The sequence below is a fragment of the Lelliottia sp. EB106-05-01-XG201 genome (assembly GCF_058791735.1).
The window spans coordinates 839,640-865,576 of the sequence record NZ_JBYTDV010000001.1 but is presented as its reverse complement, the minus strand read 5'-3'; the positions used below and the strand labels follow the sequence as shown (position 1 = coordinate 865,576).

Genomic DNA, 25,937 nt, shown 5'->3' with positions numbered 1-25,937 from the left:
AAACCTCTACAACAGGCGTTAGATTTCAGCGGTCAGTTTTTTAAATAAAATGTCGAGCTGCGGGTCGCCGATATAATTATTAATCAGCACCAGCGGTTTTTCACAGACGCGTTTGACACGTCCTTCCAGGCTGGAATGTGTCACCACAATATCGGCATCATCCGGAACATTCTCGATGGCATAATGTTTAACGTCGATGGCAAGGCCGCTTTTCTCAAGGCGCTTACGAAACGTCGTCGCCCCCATCGCGCTGGAGCCCATACCCGCATCACACACAAACGCGATGCGCTGAACATGGCGCAGGGAAAACGCGCCCTCCTGCTTCATGTTTTTTACCGCTTTGGCGGACTCGGCAAACTGATCTTCACTTTCCGTTTCGACCGTTTTTTCCATTTTCAAAATTAACGCTGTGACAGCAAAGGTTACGAGGGTTCCGACCGTCACACCGGCAATGGTGGCTAAAAACGATCCCTTCGGCGTCAAGGCGAGATAGGCAAAGATTGACCCCGGACTCGGACCGGCCACCAGCCCGCCGCCCAGCAGATTGAAGGTCCAGGTTCCGCACATCCCACCCGCAATCATCCCGATCAGGGTGAGCGGCTTCATCAGCACATACGGGAAGTAGAGTTCATGAATCCCGCCTAAGAAGTGGATAATCATCGCGCCCGGCGCGGAGCGTTTGCTCATCCCTTTGCCAAAAAGGCTAAACGCCAGCAGCAACCCCAAGCCCGGCCCTGGGTTTGACGCCACCATAAAGAAGATCGATTTCCCGTCCACAGAGGCCTGCTGCATGCCCAGCGGATAATACACGCCCTGATCGATGGCGTTGTTGAGGAACAGAATTTTGGCCGGTTCATTGATGACCGAGAGCAGCGGCAAATAACCCGCGTGGACCAGCGCCTCAATGCACTCTTTCACGAAGTTGTTGGCAATCAGCACGGCCGGGCCAATCACTTCAAAGCCCAGCAGGCACAGCAACATACCGGCGATACCGAGCGAGAAGTTATTGATCACCATCTCAAACCCGGCGGGAATACGTTTTTCCAGCACCCGGTCGATGTGTTTGATGATCAAGCCACCCAGCGGCCCCATGATCATCGATCCCAAAAACATAGGAATATCAGCACCGATGATCACGCCAATGGTGCCGATACCGCCCATCACCGCACCGCGTTTGCCGCCAATCAGATGACCCCCGGTCGAACCAATCATCACCGGCAGCAAATAGGTGATCATAGGGCCGACAATTTTGGCGAAATGCTCATTCGGCAGCCAGCCAGTGGGAATAAATAACGCCGTAATTAACCCCCAGGCAATAAAGGCACCGATATTGGGGATGACCATTGCGGTCAAAAAGCCCCCAAAAGCCTGGACTTTTGCGCGAGCAGACTTATTTTCCATGATGTTATCCTGTGAAGGAAAGTAGGATTATGCGTGAGCGATAATATCCGCGAGCTGTTTTTCGGTATGACATTCTAACAGCGCGGCTAACTGATCATCTTCCGATAACAGTTCGCTGAGCGCCTGAATGGCACCAATATGTGAATCCGCATCTGCAGCAGATAAACCAATTAAGAGTTTTACCGGCTCATTGGCTTCACTAAAAAAGACACCTTCCTGTAATAAGGTAAGGGACATACCTGTTTTTAATGCGCCATATTCTGGCCTGGCATGGGGCATTGCCACGCCCGGAGCCAGAATATAATAAGGGCCATTACTCAACGTGGATTCTTTAATAGCGTTAATATACTGCGCATTAACATAATTTTGTTTCAGCAGCGGAGCCATGGATAAATCAATCGCCTCCTGCCAGTCTCGTGCCGCCTTTTTTACCGTGATAGATGCTTCAGGGAAATAATTGATTAGTCGCATGAGCACTCTCTTATTTTTAGGTACTGTAGGGTCTAAAAATAAAATACTCGCGCAAAAGGGTGAAAGCAAACAGGCGGGAATGGGGGTACTGCTCGAAATCTTAATTTTGAAACTTGATAGATAACAATGTGTTATTTACCTAAATAAAAAATGCAACCCTATAAATGAGATCTGAATTACAAATACCACAAAAAGTCATTATATCAATTTGTGATGCCAATCACTTTTAAACTCTTGCCAGATTAAAATTAAGTGACCGCGCTCATAAAAAAACCAGGTGATATTTCTATGCACCTGGCCTTGTTCCGTCGGCCCGGCTAACGAAATGCCGCCGGGCATGACTGCGATTACAGCAGTTCTTTCGCTTTCGCGACTACGTTCTCAACGGTGAAGCCGAACTCTTCGAACAGCAGTTCTGCAGGTGCAGACTCGCCGAAGGTGGTCATACCGACGATAGCGCCGTTCAGGCCCACGTATTTGAACCAGTAGTCAGCGATACCCGCTTCTACGGCAACGCGCGCAGAAACAGCTTTTGGCAGTACGGATTCACGGTAAGCCGCATCCTGCTTGTCGAACGCGTCGGTAGACGGCATGGAAACCACGCGCGCTTTCACGCCTTCGGCAGACAGTTTGTCCCACGCAGCAACCGCCAGTTCAACTTCAGAACCGGTCGCGATGATGATCAGCTGCGGCTGCGAACCTGCGCAATCTTTCAGCACGTAACCACCGCGAGCGATGTTAGCCAGCTGCTCTTCGGTACGATCCTGCTGTGCCAGGTTCTGACGGGAGAGGATCAGCGCGGTAGGACCGTCCTGACGCTCAACGCCATATTTCCACGCTACCGCGGACTCAACCTGGTCACATGGACGCCATGTGGACATGTTCGGGGTCACACGCAGAGACGCGACCTGCTCAACCGGCTGGTGAGTCGGACCATCTTCGCCCAGACCGATAGAGTCGTGGGTGTAGACCATTACCTGACGCTGTTTCATCAGCGCAGCCATACGCACGGCGTTACGCGCATATTCCACGAACATCAGGAAGGTGGAGGTGTACGGCAGGAAACCGCCGTGCAGGGAGATACCGTTGGCAATCGCGGTCATACCGAATTCACGCACACCGTAATGGATGTAGTTACCGGCGGTATCTTCGTTGATCGCTTTAGAGCCAGACCAGATGGTCAGGTTAGACGGTGCCAGGTCAGCAGAGCCGCCGAGGAATTCTGGCAGCAGCGGACCGAAAGCTTCGATCGCATTCTGAGACGCTTTACGGCTGGCGATTTTCGCAGGGTTAGCCTGCAGTTTAGCGATGATTTCGTTCGCTTTCGCCGCGAAATCTTCCGGCATGTCACCTTTCATACGACGGGTGAATTCAGCCGCTTCCTGAGGGAAGGCTTTGGCGTAAGCCGCGAACTTCTCGTTCCAGACGGACTCTTTCGCCTGGCCTGCTTCTTTCGCATCCCACTGAGCGTAGATCTCAGACGGGATTTCGAATGGCGCATATTTCCAGCCCAGCTGTTCGCGGGTCAGCGCGATTTCTGCGTCGCCCAGCGGTGCACCGTGGGAGTCGTGGGTACCGGCTTTGTTTGGCGAACCGAAACCGATGATGGTTTTGCACATCAGCAGGGACGGTTTGTCAGTGACCGCGCGCGCTTCTTCTACTGCGCGTTTGATCGCCGCTGCGTCGTGGCCGTCAACGCCACGCACCACGTGCCAGCCGTAGGCTTCGAAACGTTTAGCGGTGTCGTCAGTGAACCAGCCTTCAACGTGACCATCGATGGAGATGCCGTTGTCATCGTAGAACGCTACCAGTTTGCCCAGTTTCAGGGTACCGGCCAGGGAGCACACTTCGTGAGAAATGCCTTCCATCATGCAGCCGTCGCCCATGAAGGCGTAGGTGAAGTGGTCAACGATGTCGTGGCCCGGACGGTTGAACTGCGCCGCCAGGGTTTTCTCAGCAATCGCCATACCCACCGCATTCGCAATACCCTGACCCAGCGGACCAGTAGTGGTCTCAACGCCAGCGGTGTAACCCACTTCCGGGTGACCTGGGGTTTTGGAGTGCAGCTGACGGAAGTTCTTCAGCTCTTCGATTGGCAGCGCATAACCTGTGAGGTGCAACAGGCTATAGATCAGCATAGAGCCGTGGCCGTTGGACAGTACGAAACGGTCACGGTCAGCCCAGGACGGGTTCTGAGGGTTATGGTTCAGGAAATCACGCCACAGGACTTCGGCAATGTCAGCCATACCCATAGGGGCACCCGGGTGACCGGATTTGGCTTTCTGTACTGCGTCCATGCTCAGCGCACGAATAGCATTAGCAAGCTCTTTACGTGAGGACATTTTAACTCCAGATCGGACTGTTAAAGGCCGTGCCCTTGACGACAGCGCGTTTTGGGCTATGCCAGAAAAAAGTGCCAACAATGTAACCCAAGCGACAAAGCATGTACATGGAGCATTCTTTTGCCCTTTAAGAAATCTCTGGATCATGCTCGCATGTTGCGCAATCTACTCGCCCGGGCCTCCAGATATTCCTTATACTTAGCTCGACTGCGGCTTCGCTGCCGGAGCATTTTTCAGACTTTTTTCAGTTAACGAGTACGGAAGCAACATCATGAAAATGCGTGCAATAGTGCTGGCCCTGGGTACGACGCTGCTGCTGAGCGGCTGTCAAAATATGGATTCAAACGGTCTGATGAGTTCTGGTGCAGAGGCTTTCCAGGCCTATTCCCTGAGCGATGCGCAGGTCAAAGCCTTGAGCGATCAGGCGTGCAAAGACATGGACGCCAAAGCGACCATCGCGCCCGCCAGTAGTACGTACGCACAGCGTCTGAACAAGATTGCCGCCGCGCTGGGCGATAACATCAACGGTCAGCCGGTGAACTACAAAGTCTACATGGCGAAAGACGTGAACGCGTTTGCGATGGCGAACGGCTGTATCCGCGTCTACAGCGGCCTGATGGATATGATGACGGACAACGAAGTCGAAGCGGTGATCGGCCATGAAATGGGCCACGTCGCGCTCGGTCACGTGAAGAAAGGGATGCAGGTGGCGCTCGGCACCAACGCCGTGCGTGCAGCGGCGGCCTCTGCGGGCGGGATCGTCGGTAGCCTGTCTCAGTCCCAACTGGGCGACGTGGGTGAAAAACTGGTCAATTCCCAGTTCTCCCAGCGTCAGGAATCCGAAGCGGATGACTACTCTTACGATCTGTTGCGCAAACGCGGGATCAATCCGTCAGGGTTAGCCACCAGCTTTGAGAAACTGGCCAAACTGGAAGAAGGCCGTCAAAGCTCGATGTTTGACGATCACCCGGCTTCAGCCGAACGCGCGCAGCACATTCGCGATCGCATGGCGGCAGACGGCATTAAATAAAAAAAGCCGGGTGGCGGCTACGCCTTACCCGGCCTACGATTCGTGCTTTGGTAGGCCCGGTAAGCGCAGCGCCACCGGGCGATTTCTTGATTACTCGCCCTTCTTCGCCGCCTGGATGTACAGCATTTCCAGCGCCAGCGTTGCCGCCGCCAGAGCGGTGATCTCAGACTGATCGTAAGCAGGCGCCACTTCTACGACGTCCATCCCCACGATATTCAGATCTTTCAGACCGCGAACCAGTTTGATTGCACGGTCAGACGTCAGACCGCCGATCACCGGCGTACCGGTACCCGGTGCAAACGCAGGGTCCAGACAGTCGATGTCAAAGGTGAGATACACCGGCATGTCACCCACAATCTGCTTCACCTGAGCGATGATATCGTCCACGCCGCGATCGTTCACCTGGCAGGCGTCCAGCACGGTGAAGCCGTTGTCTTTGTCGAACTCAGTACGAATCCCGATCTGCACAGAGTGGTTCGGATCGATCAGGCCTTCGTTCGGCGCAGTGTAGAACATGGTGCCATGGTCAAACTCGCAGCCGTTCGCGTAGGTGTCGGTGTGGGCATCGAAATGGACCAGTGCCATTTTGCCGAAATGCTTGGCGTGCGCGCGCAGCAGCGGCAGCGTAACGAAGTGGTCACCGCCGAAAGAGAGCATACGCTTGCCGGCAGCCAGCAGTTTCTCGGCGTGGGCCTGCAGTTTTTCGCTCATCTCACGCGCGTCACCGAAGGCATACACCAGGTCGCCGCAGTCGACGACGTTCAGGCGTTCGCGCATATCGAAGTTCCACGGGAAGCGGTTGTGCTCCCAGGCCAGGTTGGTGGAAACCTGACGGATCGCCGCCGGACCGTGACGGCCACCGGCACGACCGGAAGTCGCCATATCAAACGGAACGCCGGTAATGACCCAGTCAGCGTCGCTGTCGTACGGCTGGAAGTTCATCGGAAGACGTAAAAAACCAAACGCGTTAGATACCAGAGAGTTGTCGTACTGATGACCTAAAGTGCTCATGTCCTGACCTCGTGTAGAGTCGATACAAGAAAATAGATGAAAAAAAATCCCCTCCGCGTCGTTAAACCCGACGAGGAAGGGATTGATTCGGAAACTGCATATTGGGGCGAATTATCGCCGTTAATTCGTACAGGTTCAAGTATCCCGTAGGCCCGGTAAGCGCAGCGCCACCGGGCACGAGCGGTTACTCGTCTTCCAGATAGGTGTACCCGTACAGACCCGCTTCAAACTCTTCCAGGAACTGCTGCTGTAGCGCGGCGTCCAGGTCGGTGTTTTTCACCTGATCGCGGAACTGAGTCAGCAGTTTTTTCGGATCCAGCTGCACGTATTCCAGCATATCCGCCACGGTGTCGCCCTCGTCGGAAAGCTCCACTTCGACGTTGCCGTCAGGGAAGACAAACACGTCAACCGCTTCGGTATCCCCGAACAGGTTATGCATGTTGCCCAAAATTTCCTGATACGCGCCGACCATAAAGAAGCCCAGCATTGGCGGGTTCTCTGGATCGTACTCCGGCATCGGCATGGTGGTGGCGATCCCGTCGCCGTCCACGTAGTGATCGATAGCGCCGTCGGAATCGCAGGTGATATCCAGCAGCACCGCGCGGCGTTCCGGCGCGTGATTCAGCCCTTCCAGCGGCAGAACCGGGAACAGCTGATCGATACCCCAGGCATCCGGCATCGACTGGAACAGGGAGAAGTTGACGTAAATCTTATCCGCCATACGTTCCTGCAGTTCGTCGATAATCGGACGGTGCGCACGGTTGCTCGGGTCGAGCTGTTTCTGCACTTCGTGACACATGTTCAGATACAGCTGCTCGGCCCAGGCGCGTTCCTGCAGGCTGAAAGTGCCGGATGAATAGCCGACGTGAATGTCGTGCAGATCCATCTGGCTGTCGTGCAGCCATTCGCGGAGGGAGCGACGGTTGCCCGGCTCATGCATCTCCTGCCAGGTTTCCCACATGTTTTGCAGGGCACGCGGCGCATCGTCCTGCGGCGGGGTCGCTTCGGTATTTTCGCTGCGCTCCACGCCGATGATGTTGGAGACCAGCACCGTGTGGTGCGCAGTCACCGCGCGACCAGACTCGGTGATCACCGTTGGATGCGGCAAACCGTTCTCTTCGCAGGCATCGCCGATCGCCCAGATAATGTTGTTGGCGTATTCGTTCAGGCCGTAGTTCACAGAGCAGTCAGACTGCGAGCGCGTCCCTTCATAGTCCACGCCCAGACCGCCGCCCACATCGAAGCATTCGATGTTCACGCCAAGCTTATGCAGCTCAACGTAGAAACGCGCGGATTCACGTACGCCCGTGGCGATATCGCGAATGTTGGCCATCTGCGAACCGAGGTGAAAGTGCAGCAGCTGGATGCTGTCCAGACGACCGCGCTCGCGCAGCATTTCCACCAGCTGCAGAACCTGCCCTGCCGCCAGACCGAATTTGGATTTTTCGCCGCCCGAGGACTGCCATTTACCGGAGCCCTGAGACGCCAGACGCGCACGCACGCCGAGGCGCGGCACCACGTTCAGACGCTCGGCTTCTTCCAGCACGATGGCAATTTCAGTCATCTTCTCGATAACCAGATAGACCTTGTGGCCCATCTTCTCGCCAATCAGCGCCAGACGAATGTATTCGCGGTCTTTATAGCCGTTACAGACGATCACCGAGCGCGTCATACCGGCGTGCGCCAGTACCGCCATCAGTTCCGCTTTAGAACCGGCTTCCAGACCCAGTGGTTCACCGGAGTGGATCAGGGATTCAATGACGCGACGATGCTGGTTCACCTTAATCGGATAGACCAGGAAGTAGTCGCCCTTGTAACCATAGGACTCACGCGCACGTTTGAATGCGGCGTTAATGGAACGCAAACGGTGTTGCAGGATCTGCGGGAAGCAGAACAGTGCAGGCAGACGTTGGCCTTGCGCTTCGCGCGCTTTCACCAGTTTGGCGAGATCCACACGAGCTTCCGGTACGTCAGGATCCGGGCAAACGCTGATATGGCCCAGTTCGTTGACGTCGTAGTAGTTATTACCCCACCAGGCAATATTGTATGTGCGCAGCATCTTGCTGGCCTCTTCGGAGCTCATCGCAACCTCCTGCATAGAACGTAGTACACCCTGTTCGCCCGCTGACGAAGGCGAAACCGAAGACATGTCGTCAGACATAGCGAACCTCAACTCTTTGTATTAAGTGTAAAACAGTTGACTACTATCGCAGTGTCACACCGCGATAACAACCCATAAACGGCCCCGTCTTCCAGCAGAGTGTGCTGAAATCCAGACCGTGCGACCGGTTTCTTATTCATATCATTGTAAAACACGTAACCGAACTCTGTATGACAAGGTTCGGAGAAACCACGAGATAACTCCTGAATTAACAAGAGCGCCCTTGTTCAGTTTTCACAAAGCGGATGGCCGGCCCTGGAATCCTGAGAAGCACCGAAATGGGTATAACATCGGCAGGTTTGCAGAATAGAAATGCGAGTGGCGGGAAACAGACGTACGCCAGAACGGCGTAACTGAGTTAGCGGAAAACGATGGTTCATTATCGGGTATCACCTCCACGGCCGCCTTCAGAAGACGAACCTCAAGCCAAAGCTAAGTATTCACTGCTCAACCCGGCTGGAAGTGGCGACACGATGAAATCATCGAGCGCTTTTTTGTATGAGCCGCGCGCCGCGTTTTATACCCACATAACTCCCAAAATGCAAAACATAAATGCGCACCTTGCCAGCACCGTCAGGAAAAATTTCCACCTGCGATTTCAGCACAATGAGAGCGGGGTCAAAAAAAACTGGAAATCGGGCGAAGAAGTGACCTAAAATAGCCGTCCAGATGTTAATCCATCTATACTGATTAACACTCAGACTGCCGGTGTTATTTACCTGCAGGTCTTGGTAGAATCGTCTTCTACGGCCATTGCGCACAGCAGTTTGAGCTTACCAAATACTCCTTAGGTGAAATATAACATGGCAAAACACCTGTTTACGTCCGAGTCTGTATCAGAAGGGCATCCTGATAAAATCGCTGACCAAATCTCCGATGCAGTGCTGGATGCGATCCTGGAACAGGATCCTAAAGCGCGCGTGGCGTGCGAAACCTATGTCAAAACGGGCATGGTTCTGGTTGGTGGTGAGATCACCACCAGTGCATGGGTTGATATCGAAGAGATCACCCGTAACACCGTGCGTGAAATCGGCTACGTGCATTCTGATATGGGCTTTGATGCCAACTCTTGCGCCGTTTTGAGCGCGATTGGCAAACAGTCCCCGGACATCAACCAGGGCGTTGACCGTACCGACCCGCTCGAGCAGGGTGCTGGCGACCAGGGCCTGATGTTTGGCTATGCAACCAACGAAACTGACGTGCTGATGCCTGCGCCAATCACTTACGCCCACCGTCTGGTGCAGCGTCAGGCTGAAGTGCGTAAAAACGGCACGCTGCCGTGGCTGCGCCCGGATGCAAAAAGCCAGATCACTTTCCAGTATGACGACGGCAAAATCGTCGGCATCGACGCGGTTGTTCTGTCGACTCAGCACTCCGAAGACGTTGCGCTTAAAACGCTGCAGGAAGCGGTGATGGAAGAGATCATCAAGCCGGTTCTGCCTGCAGAATGGCTGAATGCCTCGACCAAATACCACATTAACCCGACTGGCCGTTTTGTTATCGGTGGCCCAATGGGCGACTGCGGCCTGACCGGTCGTAAGATCATCGTTGATACCTACGGCGGCATGGCTCGTCACGGTGGCGGCGCGTTCTCCGGTAAAGATCCGTCTAAAGTTGACCGTTCTGCGGCATACGCGGCACGTTATGTGGCGAAAAACATCGTTGCTGCGGGCCTGGCCGATCGCTGTGAGATTCAGGTTTCCTACGCTATCGGCGTGGCAGAACCGACCTCCATCATGGTTGAAACCTTCGGTACCGAGAAGATCTCTACCGAACAGCTGACCCTGCTGGTGCGCGAGTTCTTCGACCTGCGTCCATACGGCCTGATCCAGATGCTGGATCTGCTGCACCCAATCTACAAAGAAACCGCTGCCTACGGTCACTTTGGTCGCGAACATTTCCCATGGGAAAAAACCGACAAAGCCGCCCTGCTGCGTGAAGCTGCCGGTCTGAAGTAATCGCCCGATAGCATTTGAAAAGGCCAGCCTTGTGCTGGCCTTTTGCATTTGTGCGTGCTGCATTGTCGGGTGGCGGCTACGCCTTACCCGACCTACGAGTTACGGTTTTGTAGGTCGGGTAAGGCGTAGCCGCCACCCGACAAAAACCACCAAATGAAACCGCTTACACCACCCTCTACAACCCTTCATTTCAGATTAATCTCTTTGCATGTTCCGCCTTCATCTGCTGTTACATTTCATTTCAGTTAAGTCTGAAACTGTCCCAAACGGGATGCACATCAACAGAATTAACACTATATTTTCATAGCTTTAATAATACTGACAGTTTGCATCGAGTGTAACCGATTACACCAACGTGAGATATGTCACATATTTTTACGTCGTACTCACCTACCCTTTACATTGATAAAATTGATAACCCAACTGGAGGGCATAATGCCTGACAATAAAAAACAGGGGCGTACGTCCAACAAGGCGATGACATTCTTTGTCTGCTTCCTCGCAGCCCTGGCAGGACTTCTTTTCGGCCTGGATATCGGCGTCATTGCCGGTGCTTTACCCTTCATCACCGATGAATTCCAGATTAGCCCGCACACCCAGGAATGGGTGGTGAGCTCCATGATGTTCGGTGCTGCCGTCGGTGCTGTCGGCAGCGGCTGGCTCTCCTATCGCCTCGGGCGTAAAAAGAGCCTGATGATCGGCGCGATTCTGTTTGTCGCCGGTTCGCTCTGCTCTGCCGCCGCGCCTAACGTCGAAGTGCTGATTATCTCTCGCGTACTGCTCGGCCTGGCGGTCGGCGTAGCGTCCTATACCGCCCCGCTCTACCTGTCGGAAATTGCGCCGGAGAAAATTCGCGGCAGCATGATCTCCATGTACCAGCTGATGATCACCATCGGTATCCTCGGCGCGTACCTGTCTGATACCGCGTTCAGCTACAGCGGCGCATGGCGCTGGATGCTGGGTGTGATAATCATCCCGGCGATTCTGCTGCTGATCGGCGTCTTCTTCCTGCCGGATAGCCCGCGCTGGTATGCCGCCAAACGCCGCTTCCACGACGCGGAACGCGTGCTGATGCGCCTGCGTGATACCAGTGCAGAAGCCAAACACGAACTCGATGAAATCCGCGAAAGCCTGAAGGTCAAACAGACCGGCTGGGCGCTGTTTAAAGAGAACAGCAACTTCCGTCGCGCAGTGTTCCTCGGCGTGCTGCTGCAGGTGATGCAACAGTTCACCGGGATGAACGTCATCATGTATTACGCGCCAAAAATCTTTGAACTGGCGGGCTACACCAACACCACCGAACAGATGTGGGGGACGGTGATCGTCGGTCTGACCAACGTGCTGGCGACCTTTATCGCCATCGGCCTGGTGGACCGCTGGGGCCGTAAACCGACGCTGACCTTAGGCTTCCTGGTGATGGCAGTCGGCATGGGCGTGCTGGGGACCATGATGCATGTGGGCATTCACTCCGCGACCGCGCAGTACTTTGCCGTGGGGATGCTGCTGATGTTTATCGTCGGTTTTGCGATGAGTGCCGGTCCGCTGATTTGGGTCCTGTGTTCCGAAATTCAGCCGCTGAAAGGGCGTGATTTCGGTATCACCTGCTCAACCGCGACCAACTGGATCGCCAACATGATCGTCGGTGCAACCTTCCTGACCATGCTCAATACGCTCGGCAACGCCAACACCTTCTGGGTGTACGGCGGTCTGAACCTGTTCTTTATTGTTCTGACCCTGTGGCTGGTTCCTGAAACCAAACACGTTTCTCTGGAACATATCGAACGTAACCTGATGAAAGGTCGTCCGCTGCGCGAGATTGGCGCCAGCAACTAAGAACCCTGCCCGGCGGCGCAAGCTTGCCGGGCGAAACCTCCTCTTGCACCCGCCCTGTCTCCCGTTTTATCCTCTGCCCCTATGAAAACCCCACGCCTTCCCATCGCCCTCCAGCAAGCCGTCATGCACGCTTTGCGGGATAAACTCGCGCAAGCCAACCTGAAGCTTGGGCGCAACTATCCTGAACCCAAACTGGTCTATCAGCAGCGTGGCACCTCGGCGGGCACCGCCTGGCTTGAATCCTATGAGATCCGCCTGAATCCGGTGCTGATGATGGAAAACCAGCAGGCGTTTATCGACGAAGTGGTCCCGCACGAGCTGGCGCACTTGCTGGTGTGGAAACACTTTGGTCGCGTGGCGCCGCATGGCAAAGAGTGGAAATGGATGATGGAAGCCGTGCTCGGCGTTCCTGCCCGGCGCACGCACCAGTTCGAGCTGGAATCAGTCCGGCGTAACACCTTCCCCTATCGCTGCCAGTGCCAGCAGCATCAGCTGACTGTCCGGCGTCACAATCGCGTGGTGCGCGGCGAAGCCACCTACCGCTGCGTCAAATGCGGTGAACCGCTGGTCGCAGAATAATCAATTGAACAATCAGGAACTTTCCTGATCAGACTGATTGCATACTGGAACATCTTTCGCTACGTTGCGGGCTCGTTTTGACACGGAGTTTGAGATGTCCCGTAATTATTCTTTCGCTGTTGCCCTTCTGGCGACAGTGCTCGCAGGTCCTGCGCTGGCCGACGGTATCAACAATTTTTCTCAGGCCAAAGCCGCAGGCGTCAAGGTGAACGCCGATGCACCGGGTGATTTCTACTGCGGCTGCAAAATTAACTGGCAGGGTAAAAAAGGGGTCGTTGACCTCGAGTCGTGCGGTTACAAAGTGCGTAAAAACGAAAACCGCGCCAACCGAATCGAATGGGAACACGTGGTTCCGGCATGGCAATTTGGTCACCAGCGCCAGTGCTGGCAGGACGGCGGGCGTAAAAACTGCGCCAAAGATCCGGTCTATCGCCAGATCGAAAGTGATATGCACAACCTGCAACCGGCCGTGGGCGAAGTGAATGGCGACCGCGCCAACTTCATGTACAGCCAGTGGAACGGCGGCGAGGGCCAGTACGGCCAGTGCGGAATGAAGGTCGATTTCAAAGAGAAAGTCGCCGAGCCGCCGGCCCGCGCGCGCGGCAGCATCGCCCGCACCTACTTCTATATGCGCGATCGCTACGAGCTGAATCTCTCCCGTCAGCAAACCCAGCTGTTCAACGCCTGGGATAAACAGTATCCGGTCACCGACTGGGAGTGCGAGCGCGATAACCGCATCGCCAAAGTCCAGGGGAATCACAACCCGTACGTGCAGCGCGCTTGCCAGGCGCAAAAGAGCTAACCTACACTAGCGGCAATTGATTCATACCGTACTCATATGGAATTTCTGACTATGCGCATCCCCCGCATTTATCACCCGGAACTGATTGCCGCTGGCAGTGAAATTGCTCTTTCCGACGAAGCCGCCAACCATGTTGGCCGCGTACTGCGCATGGGCGCGGGCCAGGCCGTGCAGCTTTTCGACGGCAGCAACCAGGTTTTCGACGCCGAAATCACCCGCGCCGATAAAAAGAGCGTGCAGGTTAACGTCCTGCGCGGCGAAGTGGATGACCGGGAATCCCCGCTGCATATCCATCTGGGCCAGGTGATGTCGCGCGGTGAAAAGATGGAATTCACCATCCAGAAATCGATCGAACTGGGTGTAAGCCTCATTACGCCACTTTTTTCTGAGCGCTGTGGCGTTAAACTGGATGCTGAACGTCTGAACAAAAAGATTCAGCAGTGGCAGAAGATCGCCATCGCCGCGTGCGAACAGTGCGGTCGCAACCGCATTCCGGAGATCCGCCCGCCGATGGATTTAGAGGCGTGGTGCGCCGAAGAAGAGAGCGGCCTGAAGCTCAACCTGCACCCGCGCGCCAGCGCCAGCATCAACACGCTGCCGCTGCCGGTCGAGCGCGTACGACTGCTGATTGGCCCGGAAGGCGGGCTGTCGGCGGACGAAATTGCCATGACCGCACGTTATCAATTTACTGATATTCTGTTGGGACCTCGCGTTCTACGTACTGAGACGACTGCACTCACAGCCATCACCGCACTGCAGGTGCGTTTTGGCGATCTGGGTTGAAGCATTAACGGAGAAGAACAATGATCAAGCTCGGCATCGTGATGGACCCCATCGCAAGCATTAACATCAAGAAAGATTCCAGCTTCGCAATGCTGCTGGAAGCACAGCGTCGCGGCTACCAGCTCCATTACATGGAGATGGCCTATCTTTACCTGAACAATGGTGAAGCCCGCGCCCGCACGCGCATCGTTAACGTCGAGCAAAATTACGATAAATGGTACGAGTTCGGTTCTGAGCAGGATATCCCCCTCGCAGAACTCGACGTGATCCTGATGCGTAAAGATCCTCCGTTCGACACCGAATTCATTTACTGCACCTATATCCTTGAGCGCGCAGAAGAGAAAGGCACGCTGATCGTCAACAAACCGCAGAGCCTGCGCGACTGTAACGAGAAGCTGTATACCGCCTGGTTCTCCGACCTGACGCCAGAAACGCTGGTCACCCGCAACAAAGCGCAGCTGAAAGCCTTCTGGCAGAAGCACGGCGATATCATCCTCAAGCCGCTGGACGGCATGGGCGGCGCGTCGATCTTCCGCGTGAAAGAGGGTGACCCGAACCTTGGCGTGATCGCAGAAACCCTGACCGAGCACGGCACGCGCTACTGCATGGCGCAGAACTACATTCCAGCCATCGTGGATGGCGACAAACGCGTGCTGGTGGTTGACGGCGAGCCGGTGCCTTACTGCCTGGCGCGTATTCCGCAGGGCGGCGAAACCCGTGGTAACCTGGCCGCCGGTGGCCGTGGCGAACCGCGTCCCCTGACCGACAGCGACTGGGAAATCGCCCGCCGCGTCGGGCCGATGCTGAAAGCCAAAGGGCTGATTTTCGTAGGCCTGGATATCATCGGCGACCGCCTGACGGAAGTGAATGTCACAAGCCCAACCTGTATCCGCGAAATCGAAGCCGAGTTCCCGGTCTCCATTACCGGCATGCTGATGGACGCGATCGAAAAACGTCTGAAGCAGTAACTCGCTTAACGGCGAAGTATATACAAGGCCCAGGTTTCTCCGCATACTGGGCCTTGTCGCTTTTTAAACCAGGAATCAGAACCTCTGACAATGAATTTACAGCATCACTTTCTTATTGCCATGCCTGCTCTCCAGGACCCGATTTTCCGTCGCTCGGTCGTTTATATCTGCGAATACAGCGAAGACGGCGCGATGGGGATTATCATCAACAAACCGCTGGAAAATCTGCAAATCGAGGGCATTCTTGAAAAACTCAAGATCACCCCTGAAGATCGCGCCCCGGAGATCCGCCTTGATAAGCCGGTGATGCTCGGCGGCCCGCTGGCAGAAGATCGTGGCTTTATTCTGCATACTCCTCCGGGTTTCTCCTCTAGCATTCGTGTTTCCGATAATACGGTTATCACCACCTCACGCGACGTGCTGGAAACCCTGGGCACGCACAATCAGCCTTCCGAAGTGCTGGTCGCGCTGGGCTACTCCTCCTGGGAGAAAGGCCAGCTGGAGCAGGAGATCCTCGACAACGCGTGGCTCACCGCCCCTGCCGACCTGAACATTCTGTTTAAAACCCCGATCGCCGATCGCTGGCGTGAAGCGGCGAAACTCATTGGTATCGACATCCAGACCATGCCTGGCGTAGCGGGGCACGCATAATGAGCGGAACCCTTCTTGGCTTTGATTTCGGCACCCGAAGTATTGGCGTGGCGATCGGCCAGCGCATTACCGGCACCGCGCGTCCGCTAACGGCGATAAAAGCCCAGGACGGCACGCCCGACTGGAACATCATCGAGCGCCTGCTGAAAGAGTGGCAACCCGAAGCCGTAATCGTCGGACTGCCGCTCAACATGGACGGCACCGAGCAGCCGCTCACCGCCCGCGCGCGTAAATTCGCCAATAAGATCCATGGCCGCTTTGGCGTCGTTGTTAAGCTCCACGATGAACGCCTGAGCACCGTTGAAGCCCGCGCCGGTCTGTTTGAGCACGGCGGCTTCCGCGCCCTGAACAAAGGCAGCGTCGATTCTGCTTCGGCGGTGATCATCCTCGAAAGCTTCTTCGAGCAAGGGTTTTAACGTCGCTAAAGCCTTCCCTGCGCTTTGCGCTCGGCGAGACTCTGGTCGAAGTTCTGCATCCCCGCCTGCTGCCCGGTCTGAATCACGCCGGGCAACTGCCAGGTTTTCCCCTCGCGAATTAAGTTCGCCGAAGCCGGTGTGTTGACCAGCATCTCGAACAGCGCCACCCGCCCACCCTGAACGTCCCGCATCAGCTTTTGCGCCAGTACTGCACGTAAACTTCCTGCCAGCTGATTACGCACCGGATCTTTCTCTTCGGCCGGAAAAGTGTCCACCAGCCGCTCAATGGCCTGCGATGCTCCGCGCGTATGCAGCGTCGCCAGCACCAGATGCCCGGTCTCCGCCGCCGTGAGCGCCAGGCGGATCGTTTCGCTGTCGCGCAGTTCGCCCAGAAGAATGACATCCGGATCTTCGCGCAGCGCCGCCCGTAGCGCCTGCGCAAATGTCGGGCAGTGCAGGCCGATCTCACGCTGCTGGATCAGACAGCGGTGGCTTTGATAAACATACTCCACCGGATCTTCCAGCGTCAGAATATGCCCGTCGCAGTGGTGGTTAAGATAATCCACCATCGCCGCCAGCGTGGTGGATTTGCCGCTGCCGGTCGCTCCCGTGACCAGAATCAGGCCATTGTCACTGGAGAGCAGATCGGGAATGACGCGCGGTACGCCGAGCGTCGAGAGCTGCGGGCACTCCACCGGCAGCAGCCTCAGCGTGAGCGAGACGCCATGAATATGCACGAACGCGCTGGCGCGCAATCGCTGACCACCGAGCAACGTCACCGCAAAATCCACGTGCCCGTTCGCCCACCAGGTACCCTGCTGTTCGTCATTCAGCCAGGACTTTAACAGCAGCGCGACATCGGGCGGGGGAAACGGCGCGGGTTCGAGTTTGCCTAATCTACGCCAGCGCGGCGGTGAATCGCTGCACAGGTGTAGATCCGAGACATTATGCTTTACACTAAGGGCCACAATTTCTTCCATATCCATACAACCATCCTCGGACTCATGAACGACATTGCGCATAACCTGGCACAGGTCAGGGACAAAATCTCAGCCGCTGCAACGCGTTGCGGCCGTGCTTCAGAAGAAGTTTCGTTGCTTGCAGTGAGTAAAACCAAGCCTGCGAGCGCCATCGCAGAAGCCATCGACGCCGGGCAGCGTGCTTTTGGTGAAAACTACGTTCAGGAGGGTGTGGACAAAATTCGCTATTTCCAGCAAGCCGGGAAGGCGAGCCTACAATGGCACTTTATCGGCCCGCTGCAGTCGAACAAAAGTCGGCTGGTCGCAGAGCATTTCGACTGGTGTCATACGGTCGATCGCCTGCGTATCGCGACGCGGTTGAGCGATCAACGCCCTGCCCGGATGGCTCCGCTTAACATCCTGATTCAAATCAATATTAGTGATGAGAACAGTAAGTCAGGTATCACTCTGGCTGAGCTGGATGCGCTGGCCGAACAGGTGGCGGAACTGCCAGGTCTGACGTTGCGTGGACTGATGGCGATTCCGGCTCCGGAAACGAGTTACGACAGGCAGTTTGCCGTAGCACAGCAAATGGCTGTAGCATTTGAGGCGCTTAAAGCGCGCTACACCACCGTAGACACGCTTTCACTGGGCATGTCGGACGATATGGAAGCCGCCATCGCGGCAGGCAGCACTATGGTGCGCATCGGCACAGCTATTTTCGGTGCGCGCGATTACACCCCAAAATAAGGAAACCTGAGGAACGCCATGAAGACGTTGACTTTCCTGCTCTCAACGGTCATTGAGCTGTATACGATGGCGCTGCTGTTGCGCGTCTGGATGCAGTGGGCCCGCTGTGATTTTTATAACCCCTTCTCGCAGTTTGTCGTGAAAATCACGCAGCCTGTGATTGGGCCGCTGCGCCGCGTGATCCCGCCGATGGGGCCAATCGACAGCGCCTCCCTGCTGGTGGCGTTTGTGCTCAGTATCATCAAAGCCATCGTGCTGTTTATGGTGGTCACCTTCCAGCCGATCATCTGGATCGCCGCCGTATTAATCCTGCTGAAAACCATCGGCCTGCTGATTTTCTGGGTCCTGCTGGTGATGGCGGTAATGAGCTGGGTCAGCCGCGGCCGTAGTCCGGTCGAGTACGCCATGATTCAGCTGACCGAGCCGCTCCTGCGCCCGATCCGCAATCTGCTGCCAGCCATGGGTGGAATCGATTTTTCGCCGATGATTCTGGTTCTGCTGCTGTATGTCCTGAACATGGGCATCGCTGAACTCTTACAGTCAACGGGCAACATGCTGCTGCCGGGGCTGTGGATGGCGCTATGAGTGCCGTCAGCCCCTGCGTCGACGGGCTGGTTTTACGGCTGTATATTCAGCCGAAAGCCAGCCGCGACAGCATTGTTGGATTACATGGCGACGAATTAAAAGTCGCCATTACCGCCCCTCCCGTGGACGGCCAGGCGAACGCGCATTTGACCAAATATCTGGCAAAACAGTTTCGCGTTGCCAAAAGCCAGGTCATCATTGAAAAGGGTGAACTGGGACGTCATAAACAGGTGAAAATCCTCAACCCGCAAAACATCCCGACGGAAGTCGCGGCACTGTCACAACAGGATTAAATTATGCAGAAAGTTGTTCTCGCCACCGGTAACGCCGGTAAAGTGCGCGAGCTGGCCTCGCTATTAAATGATTTTGGTCTGGATGTGGTCGCGCAGACCGAGCTGGGCGTGGATTCGGCGGAAGAGACCGGCCTGACGTTTATCGAAAATGCGATCCTGAAAGCGCGTCATGCGGCACAGGTGACCGGTCTTCCGGCGATTGCGGATGATTCAGGCCTGGCGGTAGATGCCCTGGGCGGCGCACCGGGTATTTACTCTGCGCGCTACTCCGGCGTGGATGCAACCGATCAGCAGAATCTGGAAAAGCTGCTGGAAACCCTGAAAGACGTACCGGACGCACAGCGTCAGGCGCAGTTCCACTGCGTGCTGGTCTATATGCGTCATGCAGAAGACCCGACGCCGATCGTCTGCCACGGCAGCTGGCCGGGCGTGATTGCTCGCGAATCGGCGGGTAACGGCGGCTTTGGCTACGATCCGATTTTCTTTGTCCCTTCTGAGGGCAAAACCGCCGCGGAACTGACCCGCGAAGAAAAAAGCGCGATTTCCCATCGTGGGCGCGCGTTGAAACTGTTACTGGAAGCATTACGTAATGGCTAATTTGCCACCTCTGAGTCTTTATATTCACATCCCGTGGTGCGTGCAGAAATGCCCGTACTGCGATTTCAATTCGCACGCGCTGAAAGGCGAAGTGCCGCATGACGACTACGTTCAGCATCTGTTAACCGATCTGGATGCCGACGTACCTTACGCACAGGGACGTGAAGTTAAGACCATTTTTATTGGTGGCGGTACGCCGAGCCTGCTCTCTGGCCCGGCGATGCAGACACTGCTGGACGGCGTGCGAGCGCGCCTGAATCTGGCAGCCGATGCGGAAATTACAATGGAAGCCAACCCAGGCACCGTTGAGGCCGACCGTTTTGTCGAGTATCAGCGCGCCGGGGTGAACCGTATTTCGATTGGCGTCCAGAGTTTTAGCGAACCTAAACTCAAGCGACTGGGGCGTATCCACGGTCCTGAAGAGGCGAAGCGCGCGGCGCACCTGGCAACCGGCCTGGGGCTGCGCAGTTTTAACCTCGATTTGATGCACGGGCTGCCTGACCAGTCGCTGGAAGAGGCGCTGGACGATCTGCGCCAGGCCATCGAGCTGAACCCGCCGCATCTTTCCTGGTATCAGCTGACGATTGAGCCGAACACGCTGTTTGGTTCGCGTCCGCCGGTCCTGCCCGATGACGATGCCCTGTGGGATATTTTCGAACAAGGTCATCAACTGCTGACAGCGGCGGGTTATCAGCAGTACGAAACCTCCGCCTACGCGAAGCCGGGCTATCAGTGTCAGCACAACCTGAACTACTGGCGTTTTGGTGATTATTTAGGGATTGGCTGCGGCGCCCACGGCAAAGTGACCTTCCCCGACGGGCGCATTCTGCGTACCGCCAAAACCCGTCATCCGCGAGGGTACATGGAAGGGCGTTATCTGGAGCGTCAGCACGACGTGGAAGTGGAAGATAAACCTTTCGAGTTCTTCATGAACCGCTTCCGTCTGCTGGAAGCCGCGCCGCGCGCCGAGTTTGCGCTCTACACCGGCTTGCCGGAATCGGTGATTCGCCCGCAGATTGATGAAGCGCTGGCGAAAGGGTATCTGACGGAGTGCGACGCATTCTGGCAGATCACCGAACATGGGAAGTTGTTCCTCAATTCCCTCCTTGAGCTGTTCCTCGCCGAAGAGTCCTGAAGACGGCTTCAGGATTTTACATCCCGTTCTGCTGGCCGAGGGAAAGGCTGGCAGAGTGTGGGGATGGAAAAATCTAAACAACTCCGCAAAGGTATGACTCCCGAAGAACTTCACCTCTGGTATTTACTCCGGGGGCGTCGTTTTTACGGGTTCAAGTTTCGCCGCCAGATGCCCATAGGGTCATACATTGTGGATTTTTCCTGCTTTGAGGCAAGGTTGATTGTCGAGCTTGATGGCGGCCAGCATCAGGATGATTATGAGTATGACTTACGCAGGACTGCGTTTTTGAACGCCAGCGGCTGGCGAGTGATTCGTTTCTGGAATAATGAATTCAGGACGAATGAGGAAGGGGTGTTGGGGGCTATTTTGGACGATTTGAATCGTCTGGTCCCCTCACCCCAGCCCTCTCCCAAAGGGAGAGGGAGCTAAAACCGCACCTGACAGATCCCCTCTCCCGTGGGAGAGGGTTAGGGTGAGGGCAACAAACCGCACCCTACTTAAGCGTCCCCACCAGCGCCTTCCGGCTGTCTTCCAGCGTCACGACGCGCTGGCACACATCTTTGCCAAACTTCTGGAAATCCGCTTCCTGATTCTTCCATTCGTTCTGAATCGAAGTCTGCAATCCACCCAGGCTGCCTAATACGCCCTGCAGTGGATTACCGCCGCCTTTCAGCACGGCTTTCGCACCCATCTCGTTGATGCTGTCCTGCAGGATGCCGCCCATCGCCTGATTCACCAGGTTCTGGCCGTCGGCACGGACCTGATCGATAGCCTTATAGTGGAACGTCAGACCATCCGTACGGTGCTCGATGATGCGGTTCATCTGCTCTTTAAGCTGGGCGTCCAGCTTGGTCAGGCGGGTGCGCATATTACTGCTCTCACCCACCTCTTTAGCGATGATCTTATCCAGCGCCACGCGGCCTTTCTCGACGCGCGTCAGTGCGCCTTCGTCGATCCACGGCAGCGCCGAGCGGAGATCCGCCTGATAATCTTTCGCCTGCTCGCGTTGGGCCGCGCTCAGGGTATATTGTTTGCCGTTGTACATCACGTTGCCATCTGGCGTGATCACCAGATTACCGTTCTCACCTTTTACCTGAACGGTTTGCGGGCTGAGAATCACATCGTCGCGCGGTGTGACTTCACATTTGTATTCCGCATGGGCAGTTAACGCGGTGGTCATCAATGCCACAGCCAGCAGCGTTTTGCGCATCATAATTATCCCTCAAGACAAAACGGGCCGGCATTTGCCGGCCCTTTGCTAGTTAGTCCCACCAAATGTCGAAAAGTTCGCTAACGCGGACCTCTTCGAATTTGCGGTCTTCCAGCCATTTGCGCACGAGTGCCTGCTGTTCTTCGGTGCACTTACCGATCTCTTGCTTGCAGATCAGGCCTTCCCAGGAGAGATAGCCGCTGCCATCAAACGCCAGTTTGTTCGGCTCGATCACTTCATCGATAAAGGCGTCAACTTCCTTATCAATGGTTTCTACGCTCGTCCCTTCCGGGAAACGCCATGCGACGGAAAAACCAACTTCCTGGAATTCCTCGATGTGCATCTTTTTACGCAGACGACGGCTACGGTTTGCCATTATTTAACCCTCTCGAACATTAAGTCCCATACACCGTGACCAAGACGATGGCCACGCTGTTCAAATTTCGTTACCGGACGTGAATCCGGTCGCGGTACGTAGTCGTTGCTCTGTGACTGGTTTTTATACCCGTCGAGCGACGACATCACTTCCAGCATGTGTTCCGCGTAAGGTTCCCAGTCGGTGGCCATATGGAAGACACCGCCCAGTTTTAGCTTACTTTTCACAAGCTCAGCAAATTCTGCCTGAACGATACGGCGTTTATTATGACGTGCTTTGTGCCACGGGTCAGGGAAAAAGAGCTGAACCATGTTCAAAGAATTGTCAGGAATCATTTTGTGCAGCACTTCGACCGCATCGTGGCACATGACGCGCAGGTTCTCGACGCCCTCTTCGTGCGCGATGGCAAGGCATGCGCCCACGCCCGGTGAGTGCACTTCGATGCCGAGGAAATTCTGCTCCGGACGCGCTTTCGCCATCGTCACCAGTGAAGAACCCATACCGAAACCGATCTCCAGCGTAATAGGCGCATCGCGGCCAAACAGCTCGGCGAAGTCGACTGGCTGTTCGCTGAACTCAACGCCCATCACCGGCCAGTAGTTATCCAGCGCATGTTGCTGCCCTTTTGTCAGGCGCCCCTGACGGCGGACAAAGCTGCGAATACGGCGCAGCGGGCGGCCGTTTTCATCAAATTCCGGTGAAATGACGTCGTTTTTCATAAAAGAGTAGTCTGCTTGTGAGATTGTTCGGGAAACGGGCATTATCCAAAGTTAAGCCCTGTATGCAAGCATGGGAAAGATCCGGTTTACAGTCGCAAGGCGCTGTGCTGCAATCTGCGTCCCTGATTATGCGAATCGATACTCATGCAAGCCTCTCAATTTTCAGCCCAGGTGCTGGACTGGTATGACAAATACGGGCGTAAAACCCTGCCCTGGCAAATTGAAAAAACGCCGTACAAAGTATGGCTCTCTGAGGTGATGTTGCAACAAACGCAGGTCACAACGGTGATCCCCTACTTCGAGCGTTTTATGGCGCGATTTCCGACGATCACCGATCTCGCCAACGCGCCGCTCGATGAAGTGTTGCACCTGTGGACCGGCCTGGGTTACTACGCCCGTGCGCGCAATCTGCACAAAGCTGCGCAGCAGGTGGCGACCCTGCACAAAGGTAAGTTCCCGGAAACCTTTGATGAAGTGGCCGCCCTGCCAGGCGTCGGTCGTTCCACGGCGGGCGCGGTGCTTTCTCTCTCTTTAGGCAAACATTTCCCGATCCTCGACGGCAACGTGAAACGCGTGCTGGCGCGCAGCTACGCAGTAGGCGGCTGGCCGGGTAAGAAAGAGGTCGAGAAACGCCTGTGGGAGATCAGCGAAGCGGTGACGCCAGCAAAAGGCGTGGAGCGCTTCAATCAAGCGATGATGGATTTGGGGGCGATCGTCTGCACCCGTTCCAAACCGAAATGCGAACTTTGCCCGGTGAACAATCTCTGCGTGGCCTACGCGAATCATTCCTGGGCGCAGTATCCGGGCAAAAAACCGAAGCAGACGATCCCTGAACGCACCGGCTTTATGCTGTTAATGCAGCACGGCGATGAGGTGTTTCTTGCCCAGCGTCCGCCGAGCGGTTTATGGGGCGGACTGTACTGTTTTCCCCAGTTTGACAGCGAAGAGGGTCTGCGGCAGTGGCTTGCACAGCGGCATATCAACGCCGATAAACTCCAGCAGCTGACGGCGTTTCGCCACACCTTTAGCCATTTCCATCTGGATATTGTGCCAATGTGGCTTCCCGTGTCCTCCTTCGCCTCTTGCATGGATGAAGGCGTGGCTCTCTGGTATAACTTAGCGCAACCGCCATCCGTCGGGCTGGCAGCTCCCGTGGAGCGCCTGTTACAGCAATTACGTGCCGGAGCAGTGGTTTAGCTTCGACAAGACAACGAGGAATAAGAATGGCCAGAACAATTTTTTGTACCTATCTGCAGCGCGACGCCGAAGGGCAGGATTTCCAGCTCTATCCGGGCGAACTGGGCAAGCGCATCTATAACGAAATCTCCAAAGAGGCATGGGCGCAGTGGCAGCAGAAGCAGACCATGCTCATCAACGAGAAAAAACTCACCATGATGAACCCGGAACACCGCAAGCTGCTGGAGCAGGAGATGGTGAACTTCCTGTTTGAAGGCAAAGATGTGCACATTGAAGGCTACACGCCGCCGGAAAAATAACCGCGCGGGCTGATGCCCGGCGGCGCTTCGCTTGCACGGGCCTACGGACGGTAGGCCGGGTCAGCGCAGCGCCACCCGGCAACGGTCGCGACAAAGCAAACACAACACGCAATCCCGGAATGATGAAAAAATTATTAGCGCTAGCCCTTGTTGCGCCGTTGCTTGTGTCTTGTTCCAGTAAAAAAGGCGATAGCTATAACGAAGCCTGGGTAAAGGACACGAACGGTTTTGACATTCTGATGGGGCAGTTTGCCCACAACATCGAGAATATTTGGGGATTTAACGAAGTTCTGATCGCGGGACCGAAGGACTACGTTAAATATACCGACGCCTACCAGACTCGCAGCCACATCAACTTTGATGAGGGTACGATCACGATCGAAACCATCGCGGGAACGGAGCCTGCGGCGCGCTTACGCCAGGCGATCGTCAAAACCCTGCTGATGGGTGACGATCCCGGCACAATCGACCTCTATTCCGACGCCGACGATATCACCATCTCCAAAGAGCCGTTCCTCTACGGACAGGTTGTTGACCAGACCGGTCAGGCGATCCGTTGGGAAGGACGCGCCACCGCCTTCGCCGACTATCTGCTGAAAACGCGTCTGAAAAGCCGCAGCAACGGCCTGAAAATTATCTACAGCGTGACCATCAATCTGGTGCCGAACCACCTCGACAAGCGTGCGCATAAGTACGTGGGCATGGTGCGTCAGGCGTCGCGCAAATACGGCGTGGATGAGTCGCTGATCCTGGCGATCATGCAGACCGAATCGTCGTTTAACCCGTACGCGGTGAGCCGTTCCGACGCGTTAGGGCTGATGCAGGTTGTCCAGCACAGCGCCGGGAAAGACGTGTTCCGTTCGCAGGGTAAATCCGGCACGCCGAGCCGCAGCTTCCTGTTCGATCCGGCCAGCAACATTGATACCGGCACCGCCTACCTGGCGATGCTGAGCAATGTCTATCTGGGTGGCATTGATAACCCAACGTCGCGTCGTTATGCGGTGATCACCGCGTACAACGGCGGCGCGGGCAGCGTACTGCGCGTGTTCTCGAACGATAAAATCCAGGCCGCAAACATCATCAACAGCATGACGCCAGGGGATGTTTACTCGACCCTGACCACCCGCCACCCGTCTGCCGAATCTCGTCGTTATCTTTATAAGGTGAATACGGCGCAGAAGAATTATCGTCGTAGGTAGGTTTTTCCCCTCACCCTAACCCTCTCCCAAGGGAGAGGGGACGGTCCGGTGTTCTCCCTCCCCCGCTGAGGACGGTTTTTCTCCCTCTCCCTGCGGGAGAGGGCCGGGGTGAGGGCAACAGACCGCACCAGCCACACCCCATCCATACGAAAATGTTATTTGCATCACAATCTAAACTGCAAATTAATGAGGATTGCATTTTTTTGCGGGAG

General features: G+C 55.6%; 30 protein-coding genes. 19 read left to right on the top strand and 11 right to left on the bottom strand.

All coding sequences use genetic code 11. The features are described 5' to 3' along the window. Positions 1-18: 18 nt before the first annotated feature. From AC3WS9_RS04090 to tkt, 3 genes are all read right to left on the bottom strand, one after another. Positions 19-1,401, bottom strand: a complete 1,383-nt coding sequence (locus tag AC3WS9_RS04090; RefSeq protein ID WP_282494404.1) for a PTS mannitol transporter subunit IIBC — start codon at positions 1,399-1,401, stop codon at positions 19-21. A 27-nt stretch (positions 1,402-1,428) separates the two neighbouring features. Further along, the gene (cmtB, locus tag AC3WS9_RS04085) at positions 1,429-1,872 is read right to left on the bottom strand and encodes a PTS mannitol transporter subunit IIA (RefSeq protein WP_492486867.1); all 444 of its coding nucleotides are present in this window, start codon (positions 1,870-1,872) and stop codon (positions 1,429-1,431) included. A gap of 347 nt (positions 1,873-2,219) precedes the next feature. Continuing rightward, positions 2,220-4,214, bottom strand: a complete 1,995-nt coding sequence (gene tkt, locus AC3WS9_RS04080) for a transketolase (protein WP_095283284.1) — start codon at positions 4,212-4,214, stop codon at positions 2,220-2,222. A 271-nt stretch (positions 4,215-4,485) separates the two neighbouring features. Here tkt and loiP point away from each other — a divergent pair, with 271 nt between their 5' ends. Then, positions 4,486-5,244, top strand: a complete 759-nt coding sequence (loiP, locus tag AC3WS9_RS04075; RefSeq protein ID WP_095283285.1) for a metalloprotease LoiP — start codon at positions 4,486-4,488, stop codon at positions 5,242-5,244. 90 nt (positions 5,245-5,334) lie between these two features. On the opposite strand, the gene speB is transcribed toward loiP, so the two are convergent. The 4 genes from speB to AC3WS9_RS04055 form a co-directional block, all read right to left on the bottom strand. Further along, the gene (gene speB / locus AC3WS9_RS04070; RefSeq protein ID WP_002434404.1) at positions 5,335-6,255 is read right to left on the bottom strand and encodes an agmatinase; all 921 of its coding nucleotides are present in this window, start codon (positions 6,253-6,255) and stop codon (positions 5,335-5,337) included. Positions 6,256-6,439: 184 nt separating this feature from the next. Then, on the bottom strand, positions 6,440-8,416 hold the full coding sequence (gene speA / locus AC3WS9_RS04065; protein ID WP_282494402.1) for a biosynthetic arginine decarboxylase: 1,977 nt from the start codon (positions 8,414-8,416) through the stop codon (positions 6,440-6,442). Between the two features lie 8 nt (positions 8,417-8,424). Beyond that, positions 8,425-8,556, bottom strand: coding sequence for an acid stress response protein YqgB (gene yqgB, locus AC3WS9_RS04060; protein WP_285143996.1), 132 nt, complete (start codon positions 8,554-8,556; stop codon positions 8,425-8,427). 87 nt (positions 8,557-8,643) lie between these two features. After that, positions 8,644-8,796: a hypothetical protein gene (locus AC3WS9_RS04055; RefSeq protein WP_452233245.1), complete on the bottom strand. Its 153-nt coding sequence runs from the start codon at positions 8,794-8,796 to the stop codon at positions 8,644-8,646. On the opposite strand from AC3WS9_RS04055, the gene yqgC reads away from it, so the two are divergent. The 9 genes from yqgC (at position 8,788) to ruvX (ending at position 16,406) form a co-directional block, all read left to right on the top strand. Further along, positions 8,788-9,072 carry a protein YqgC gene (gene yqgC / locus AC3WS9_RS04050; protein WP_492486864.1) on the top strand — a complete coding sequence of 95 codons (285 nt, stop codon included), beginning with the start codon at positions 8,788-8,790 and terminating at the stop codon, positions 9,070-9,072. The genes AC3WS9_RS04055 and yqgC overlap by 9 nt on opposite strands. A 147-nt stretch (positions 9,073-9,219) precedes the next feature. After that, positions 9,220-10,374, top strand: coding sequence for a methionine adenosyltransferase (metK, locus tag AC3WS9_RS04045; RefSeq protein ID WP_095283288.1), 1,155 nt, complete (start codon positions 9,220-9,222; stop codon positions 10,372-10,374). Positions 10,375-10,809: 435 nt separating this feature from the next. Next, a complete protein-coding gene (locus AC3WS9_RS04040) occupies positions 10,810-12,207 on the top strand; it encodes a sugar porter family MFS transporter (protein ID WP_282494399.1) in 1,398 nt (465 codons plus the stop codon). Positions 12,208-12,288: 81 nt separating this feature from the next. Further along, a complete protein-coding gene (locus AC3WS9_RS04035) occupies positions 12,289-12,786 on the top strand; it encodes a SprT family zinc-dependent metalloprotease (RefSeq protein ID WP_285143813.1) in 498 nt (165 codons plus the stop codon). Positions 12,787-12,880: 94 nt separating this feature from the next. Next, entirely contained in the window at positions 12,881-13,588 is a 708-nt protein-coding gene (endA, locus tag AC3WS9_RS04030) for a deoxyribonuclease I (RefSeq protein WP_282494397.1), read from the top strand. Positions 13,589-13,639: 51 nt separating this feature from the next. Then, on the top strand, positions 13,640-14,371 hold the full coding sequence (gene rsmE, locus AC3WS9_RS04025; protein ID WP_282494396.1) for a 16S rRNA (uracil(1498)-N(3))-methyltransferase: 732 nt from the start codon (positions 13,640-13,642) through the stop codon (positions 14,369-14,371). Positions 14,372-14,391: 20 nt separating this feature from the next. Next, on the top strand, positions 14,392-15,339 hold the full coding sequence (gshB, locus tag AC3WS9_RS04020; RefSeq protein WP_492486860.1) for a glutathione synthase: 948 nt from the start codon (positions 14,392-14,394) through the stop codon (positions 15,337-15,339). Positions 15,340-15,429: 90 nt separating this feature from the next. Next, complete coding sequence (locus AC3WS9_RS04015; protein ID WP_103946638.1) at positions 15,430-15,990, top strand: YqgE/AlgH family protein; 561 nt, start codon at positions 15,430-15,432, stop codon at positions 15,988-15,990. Continuing rightward, positions 15,990-16,406, top strand: coding sequence for a Holliday junction resolvase RuvX (gene ruvX / locus AC3WS9_RS04010; protein ID WP_285143815.1), 417 nt, complete (start codon positions 15,990-15,992; stop codon positions 16,404-16,406). Before AC3WS9_RS04015 ends, ruvX begins: the two co-directional genes overlap by 1 nt. Positions 16,407-16,411: 5 nt before the next feature. Here the strand turns inward: ruvX and AC3WS9_RS04005 are convergent, their stop codons facing one another. Next, positions 16,412-17,392, bottom strand: coding sequence for a type IV pilus twitching motility protein PilT (locus AC3WS9_RS04005; protein ID WP_492486857.1), 981 nt, complete (start codon positions 17,390-17,392; stop codon positions 16,412-16,414). An 18-nt stretch (positions 17,393-17,410) separates the two neighbouring features. On the opposite strand from AC3WS9_RS04005, the gene AC3WS9_RS04000 reads away from it, so the two are divergent. The 6 genes from AC3WS9_RS04000 (at position 17,411) to AC3WS9_RS03975 (ending at position 21,154) form a co-directional block, all read left to right on the top strand. Beyond that, positions 17,411-18,115: a YggS family pyridoxal phosphate-dependent enzyme gene (locus AC3WS9_RS04000; protein ID WP_492486855.1), complete on the top strand. Its 705-nt coding sequence runs from the start codon at positions 17,411-17,413 to the stop codon at positions 18,113-18,115. Between the two features lie 18 nt (positions 18,116-18,133). Next, positions 18,134-18,700, top strand: a complete 567-nt coding sequence (locus AC3WS9_RS03995; RefSeq protein WP_095283298.1) for a YggT family protein — start codon at positions 18,134-18,136, stop codon at positions 18,698-18,700. Next, complete coding sequence (yggU, locus tag AC3WS9_RS03990) at positions 18,697-18,993, top strand: DUF167 family protein YggU (protein WP_282494391.1); 297 nt, start codon at positions 18,697-18,699, stop codon at positions 18,991-18,993. Before AC3WS9_RS03995 ends, yggU begins: the two co-directional genes overlap by 4 nt. A 3-nt stretch (positions 18,994-18,996) precedes the next feature. After that, the gene (locus AC3WS9_RS03985) at positions 18,997-19,590 is read left to right on the top strand and encodes an XTP/dITP diphosphatase (protein WP_095283300.1); all 594 of its coding nucleotides are present in this window, start codon (positions 18,997-18,999) and stop codon (positions 19,588-19,590) included. Further along, positions 19,583-20,725, top strand: coding sequence for a radical SAM family heme chaperone HemW (gene hemW, locus AC3WS9_RS03980; protein ID WP_103946643.1), 1,143 nt, complete (start codon positions 19,583-19,585; stop codon positions 20,723-20,725). The genes AC3WS9_RS03985 and hemW overlap by 8 nt, the downstream gene beginning before the upstream one ends. Before the next feature lie 63 nt (positions 20,726-20,788). Beyond that, on the top strand, positions 20,789-21,154 hold the full coding sequence (locus AC3WS9_RS03975; protein ID WP_492486852.1) for an endonuclease domain-containing protein: 366 nt from the start codon (positions 20,789-20,791) through the stop codon (positions 21,152-21,154). A 64-nt stretch (positions 21,155-21,218) separates the two neighbouring features. Here the strand turns inward: AC3WS9_RS03975 and AC3WS9_RS03970 are convergent, their stop codons facing one another. Genes AC3WS9_RS03970 through trmB form a run of 3 tightly spaced genes read right to left on the bottom strand, consistent with a single transcriptional unit; the run spans position 21,219 to position 23,030 of the window. Next, positions 21,219-21,938: a YggN family protein gene (locus tag AC3WS9_RS03970; protein ID WP_103946645.1), complete on the bottom strand. Its 720-nt coding sequence runs from the start codon at positions 21,936-21,938 to the stop codon at positions 21,219-21,221. A 49-nt stretch (positions 21,939-21,987) separates the two neighbouring features. Further along, positions 21,988-22,314, bottom strand: a complete 327-nt coding sequence (locus tag AC3WS9_RS03965) for a YggL family protein (protein WP_095283305.1) — start codon at positions 22,312-22,314, stop codon at positions 21,988-21,990. Then, complete coding sequence (gene trmB, locus AC3WS9_RS03960) at positions 22,311-23,030, bottom strand: tRNA (guanosine(46)-N7)-methyltransferase TrmB (RefSeq protein ID WP_492486850.1); 720 nt, start codon at positions 23,028-23,030, stop codon at positions 22,311-22,313. The genes AC3WS9_RS03965 and trmB overlap by 4 nt, the downstream gene beginning before the upstream one ends. Before the next feature lie 144 nt (positions 23,031-23,174). On the opposite strand from trmB, the gene mutY reads away from it, so the two are divergent. From mutY to mltC, 3 genes are all read left to right on the top strand, one after another. Beyond that, positions 23,175-24,227 (top strand): A/G-specific adenine glycosylase, encoded by a 1,053-nt coding sequence (mutY, locus tag AC3WS9_RS03955; protein WP_492486848.1) that lies wholly within the window; start codon positions 23,175-23,177, stop codon positions 24,225-24,227. 26 nt (positions 24,228-24,253) lie between these two features. Beyond that, positions 24,254-24,526, top strand: a complete 273-nt coding sequence (locus AC3WS9_RS03950; RefSeq protein ID WP_100778991.1) for an oxidative damage protection protein — start codon at positions 24,254-24,256, stop codon at positions 24,524-24,526. 122 nt (positions 24,527-24,648) lie between these two features. Beyond that, a complete protein-coding gene (mltC, locus tag AC3WS9_RS03945; protein WP_492486846.1) occupies positions 24,649-25,725 on the top strand; it encodes a membrane-bound lytic murein transglycosylase MltC in 1,077 nt (358 codons plus the stop codon). The last annotated feature ends 212 nt before the right edge of the window (positions 25,726-25,937 follow it).

Excerpts from the sequence above, each read along its gene's own strand:
- AC3WS9_RS04090 (WP_282494404.1), bottom strand. The coding sequence starts at position 1,401 with ATGGAAAATAAGTCTGCTCGCGCAAAAGTCCAGGCTTTTGGGGGCTTT.
- cmtB (WP_492486867.1), bottom strand. The coding sequence starts at position 1,872 with ATGCGACTAATCAATTATTTCCCTGAAGCATCTATCACGGTAAAAAAG.
- tkt (WP_095283284.1), bottom strand. The coding sequence starts at position 4,214 with ATGTCCTCACGTAAAGAGCTTGCTAATGCTATTCGTGCGCTGAGCATG.
- loiP (WP_095283285.1), top strand. The coding sequence starts at position 4,486 with ATGAAAATGCGTGCAATAGTGCTGGCCCTGGGTACGACGCTGCTGCTG.
- speB (WP_002434404.1), bottom strand. The coding sequence starts at position 6,255 with ATGAGCACTTTAGGTCATCAGTACGACAACTCTCTGGTATCTAACGCG.
- speA (WP_282494402.1), bottom strand. The coding sequence starts at position 8,416 with ATGTCTGACGACATGTCTTCGGTTTCGCCTTCGTCAGCGGGCGAACAG.
- yqgB (WP_285143996.1), bottom strand. The coding sequence starts at position 8,556 with ATGAATAAGAAACCGGTCGCACGGTCTGGATTTCAGCACACTCTGCTG.
- yqgC (WP_492486864.1), top strand. The coding sequence starts at position 8,788 with ATGGTTCATTATCGGGTATCACCTCCACGGCCGCCTTCAGAAGACGAA.
- AC3WS9_RS04055 (WP_452233245.1), bottom strand. The coding sequence starts at position 8,796 with ATGAACCATCGTTTTCCGCTAACTCAGTTACGCCGTTCTGGCGTACGT.
- metK (WP_095283288.1), top strand. The coding sequence starts at position 9,220 with ATGGCAAAACACCTGTTTACGTCCGAGTCTGTATCAGAAGGGCATCCT.
- AC3WS9_RS04040 (WP_282494399.1), top strand. The coding sequence starts at position 10,810 with ATGCCTGACAATAAAAAACAGGGGCGTACGTCCAACAAGGCGATGACA.
- AC3WS9_RS04035 (WP_285143813.1), top strand. The coding sequence starts at position 12,289 with ATGAAAACCCCACGCCTTCCCATCGCCCTCCAGCAAGCCGTCATGCAC.
- endA (WP_282494397.1), top strand. The coding sequence starts at position 12,881 with ATGTCCCGTAATTATTCTTTCGCTGTTGCCCTTCTGGCGACAGTGCTC.
- rsmE (WP_282494396.1), top strand. The coding sequence starts at position 13,640 with ATGCGCATCCCCCGCATTTATCACCCGGAACTGATTGCCGCTGGCAGT.
- gshB (WP_492486860.1), top strand. The coding sequence starts at position 14,392 with ATGATCAAGCTCGGCATCGTGATGGACCCCATCGCAAGCATTAACATC.
- AC3WS9_RS04015 (WP_103946638.1), top strand. The coding sequence starts at position 15,430 with ATGAATTTACAGCATCACTTTCTTATTGCCATGCCTGCTCTCCAGGAC.
- ruvX (WP_285143815.1), top strand. The coding sequence starts at position 15,990 with ATGAGCGGAACCCTTCTTGGCTTTGATTTCGGCACCCGAAGTATTGGC.
- AC3WS9_RS04005 (WP_492486857.1), bottom strand. The coding sequence starts at position 17,392 with ATGGATATGGAAGAAATTGTGGCCCTTAGTGTAAAGCATAATGTCTCG.
- AC3WS9_RS04000 (WP_492486855.1), top strand. The coding sequence starts at position 17,411 with ATGAACGACATTGCGCATAACCTGGCACAGGTCAGGGACAAAATCTCA.
- AC3WS9_RS03995 (WP_095283298.1), top strand. The coding sequence starts at position 18,134 with ATGAAGACGTTGACTTTCCTGCTCTCAACGGTCATTGAGCTGTATACG.
- yggU (WP_282494391.1), top strand. The coding sequence starts at position 18,697 with ATGAGTGCCGTCAGCCCCTGCGTCGACGGGCTGGTTTTACGGCTGTAT.
- AC3WS9_RS03985 (WP_095283300.1), top strand. The coding sequence starts at position 18,997 with ATGCAGAAAGTTGTTCTCGCCACCGGTAACGCCGGTAAAGTGCGCGAG.
- hemW (WP_103946643.1), top strand. The coding sequence starts at position 19,583 with ATGGCTAATTTGCCACCTCTGAGTCTTTATATTCACATCCCGTGGTGC.
- AC3WS9_RS03975 (WP_492486852.1), top strand. The coding sequence starts at position 20,789 with ATGGAAAAATCTAAACAACTCCGCAAAGGTATGACTCCCGAAGAACTT.
- AC3WS9_RS03970 (WP_103946645.1), bottom strand. The coding sequence starts at position 21,938 with ATGATGCGCAAAACGCTGCTGGCTGTGGCATTGATGACCACCGCGTTA.
- trmB (WP_492486850.1), bottom strand. The coding sequence starts at position 23,030 with ATGAAAAACGACGTCATTTCACCGGAATTTGATGAAAACGGCCGCCCG.
- mutY (WP_492486848.1), top strand. The coding sequence starts at position 23,175 with ATGCAAGCCTCTCAATTTTCAGCCCAGGTGCTGGACTGGTATGACAAA.
- AC3WS9_RS03950 (WP_100778991.1), top strand. The coding sequence starts at position 24,254 with ATGGCCAGAACAATTTTTTGTACCTATCTGCAGCGCGACGCCGAAGGG.
- mltC (WP_492486846.1), top strand. The coding sequence starts at position 24,649 with ATGAAAAAATTATTAGCGCTAGCCCTTGTTGCGCCGTTGCTTGTGTCT.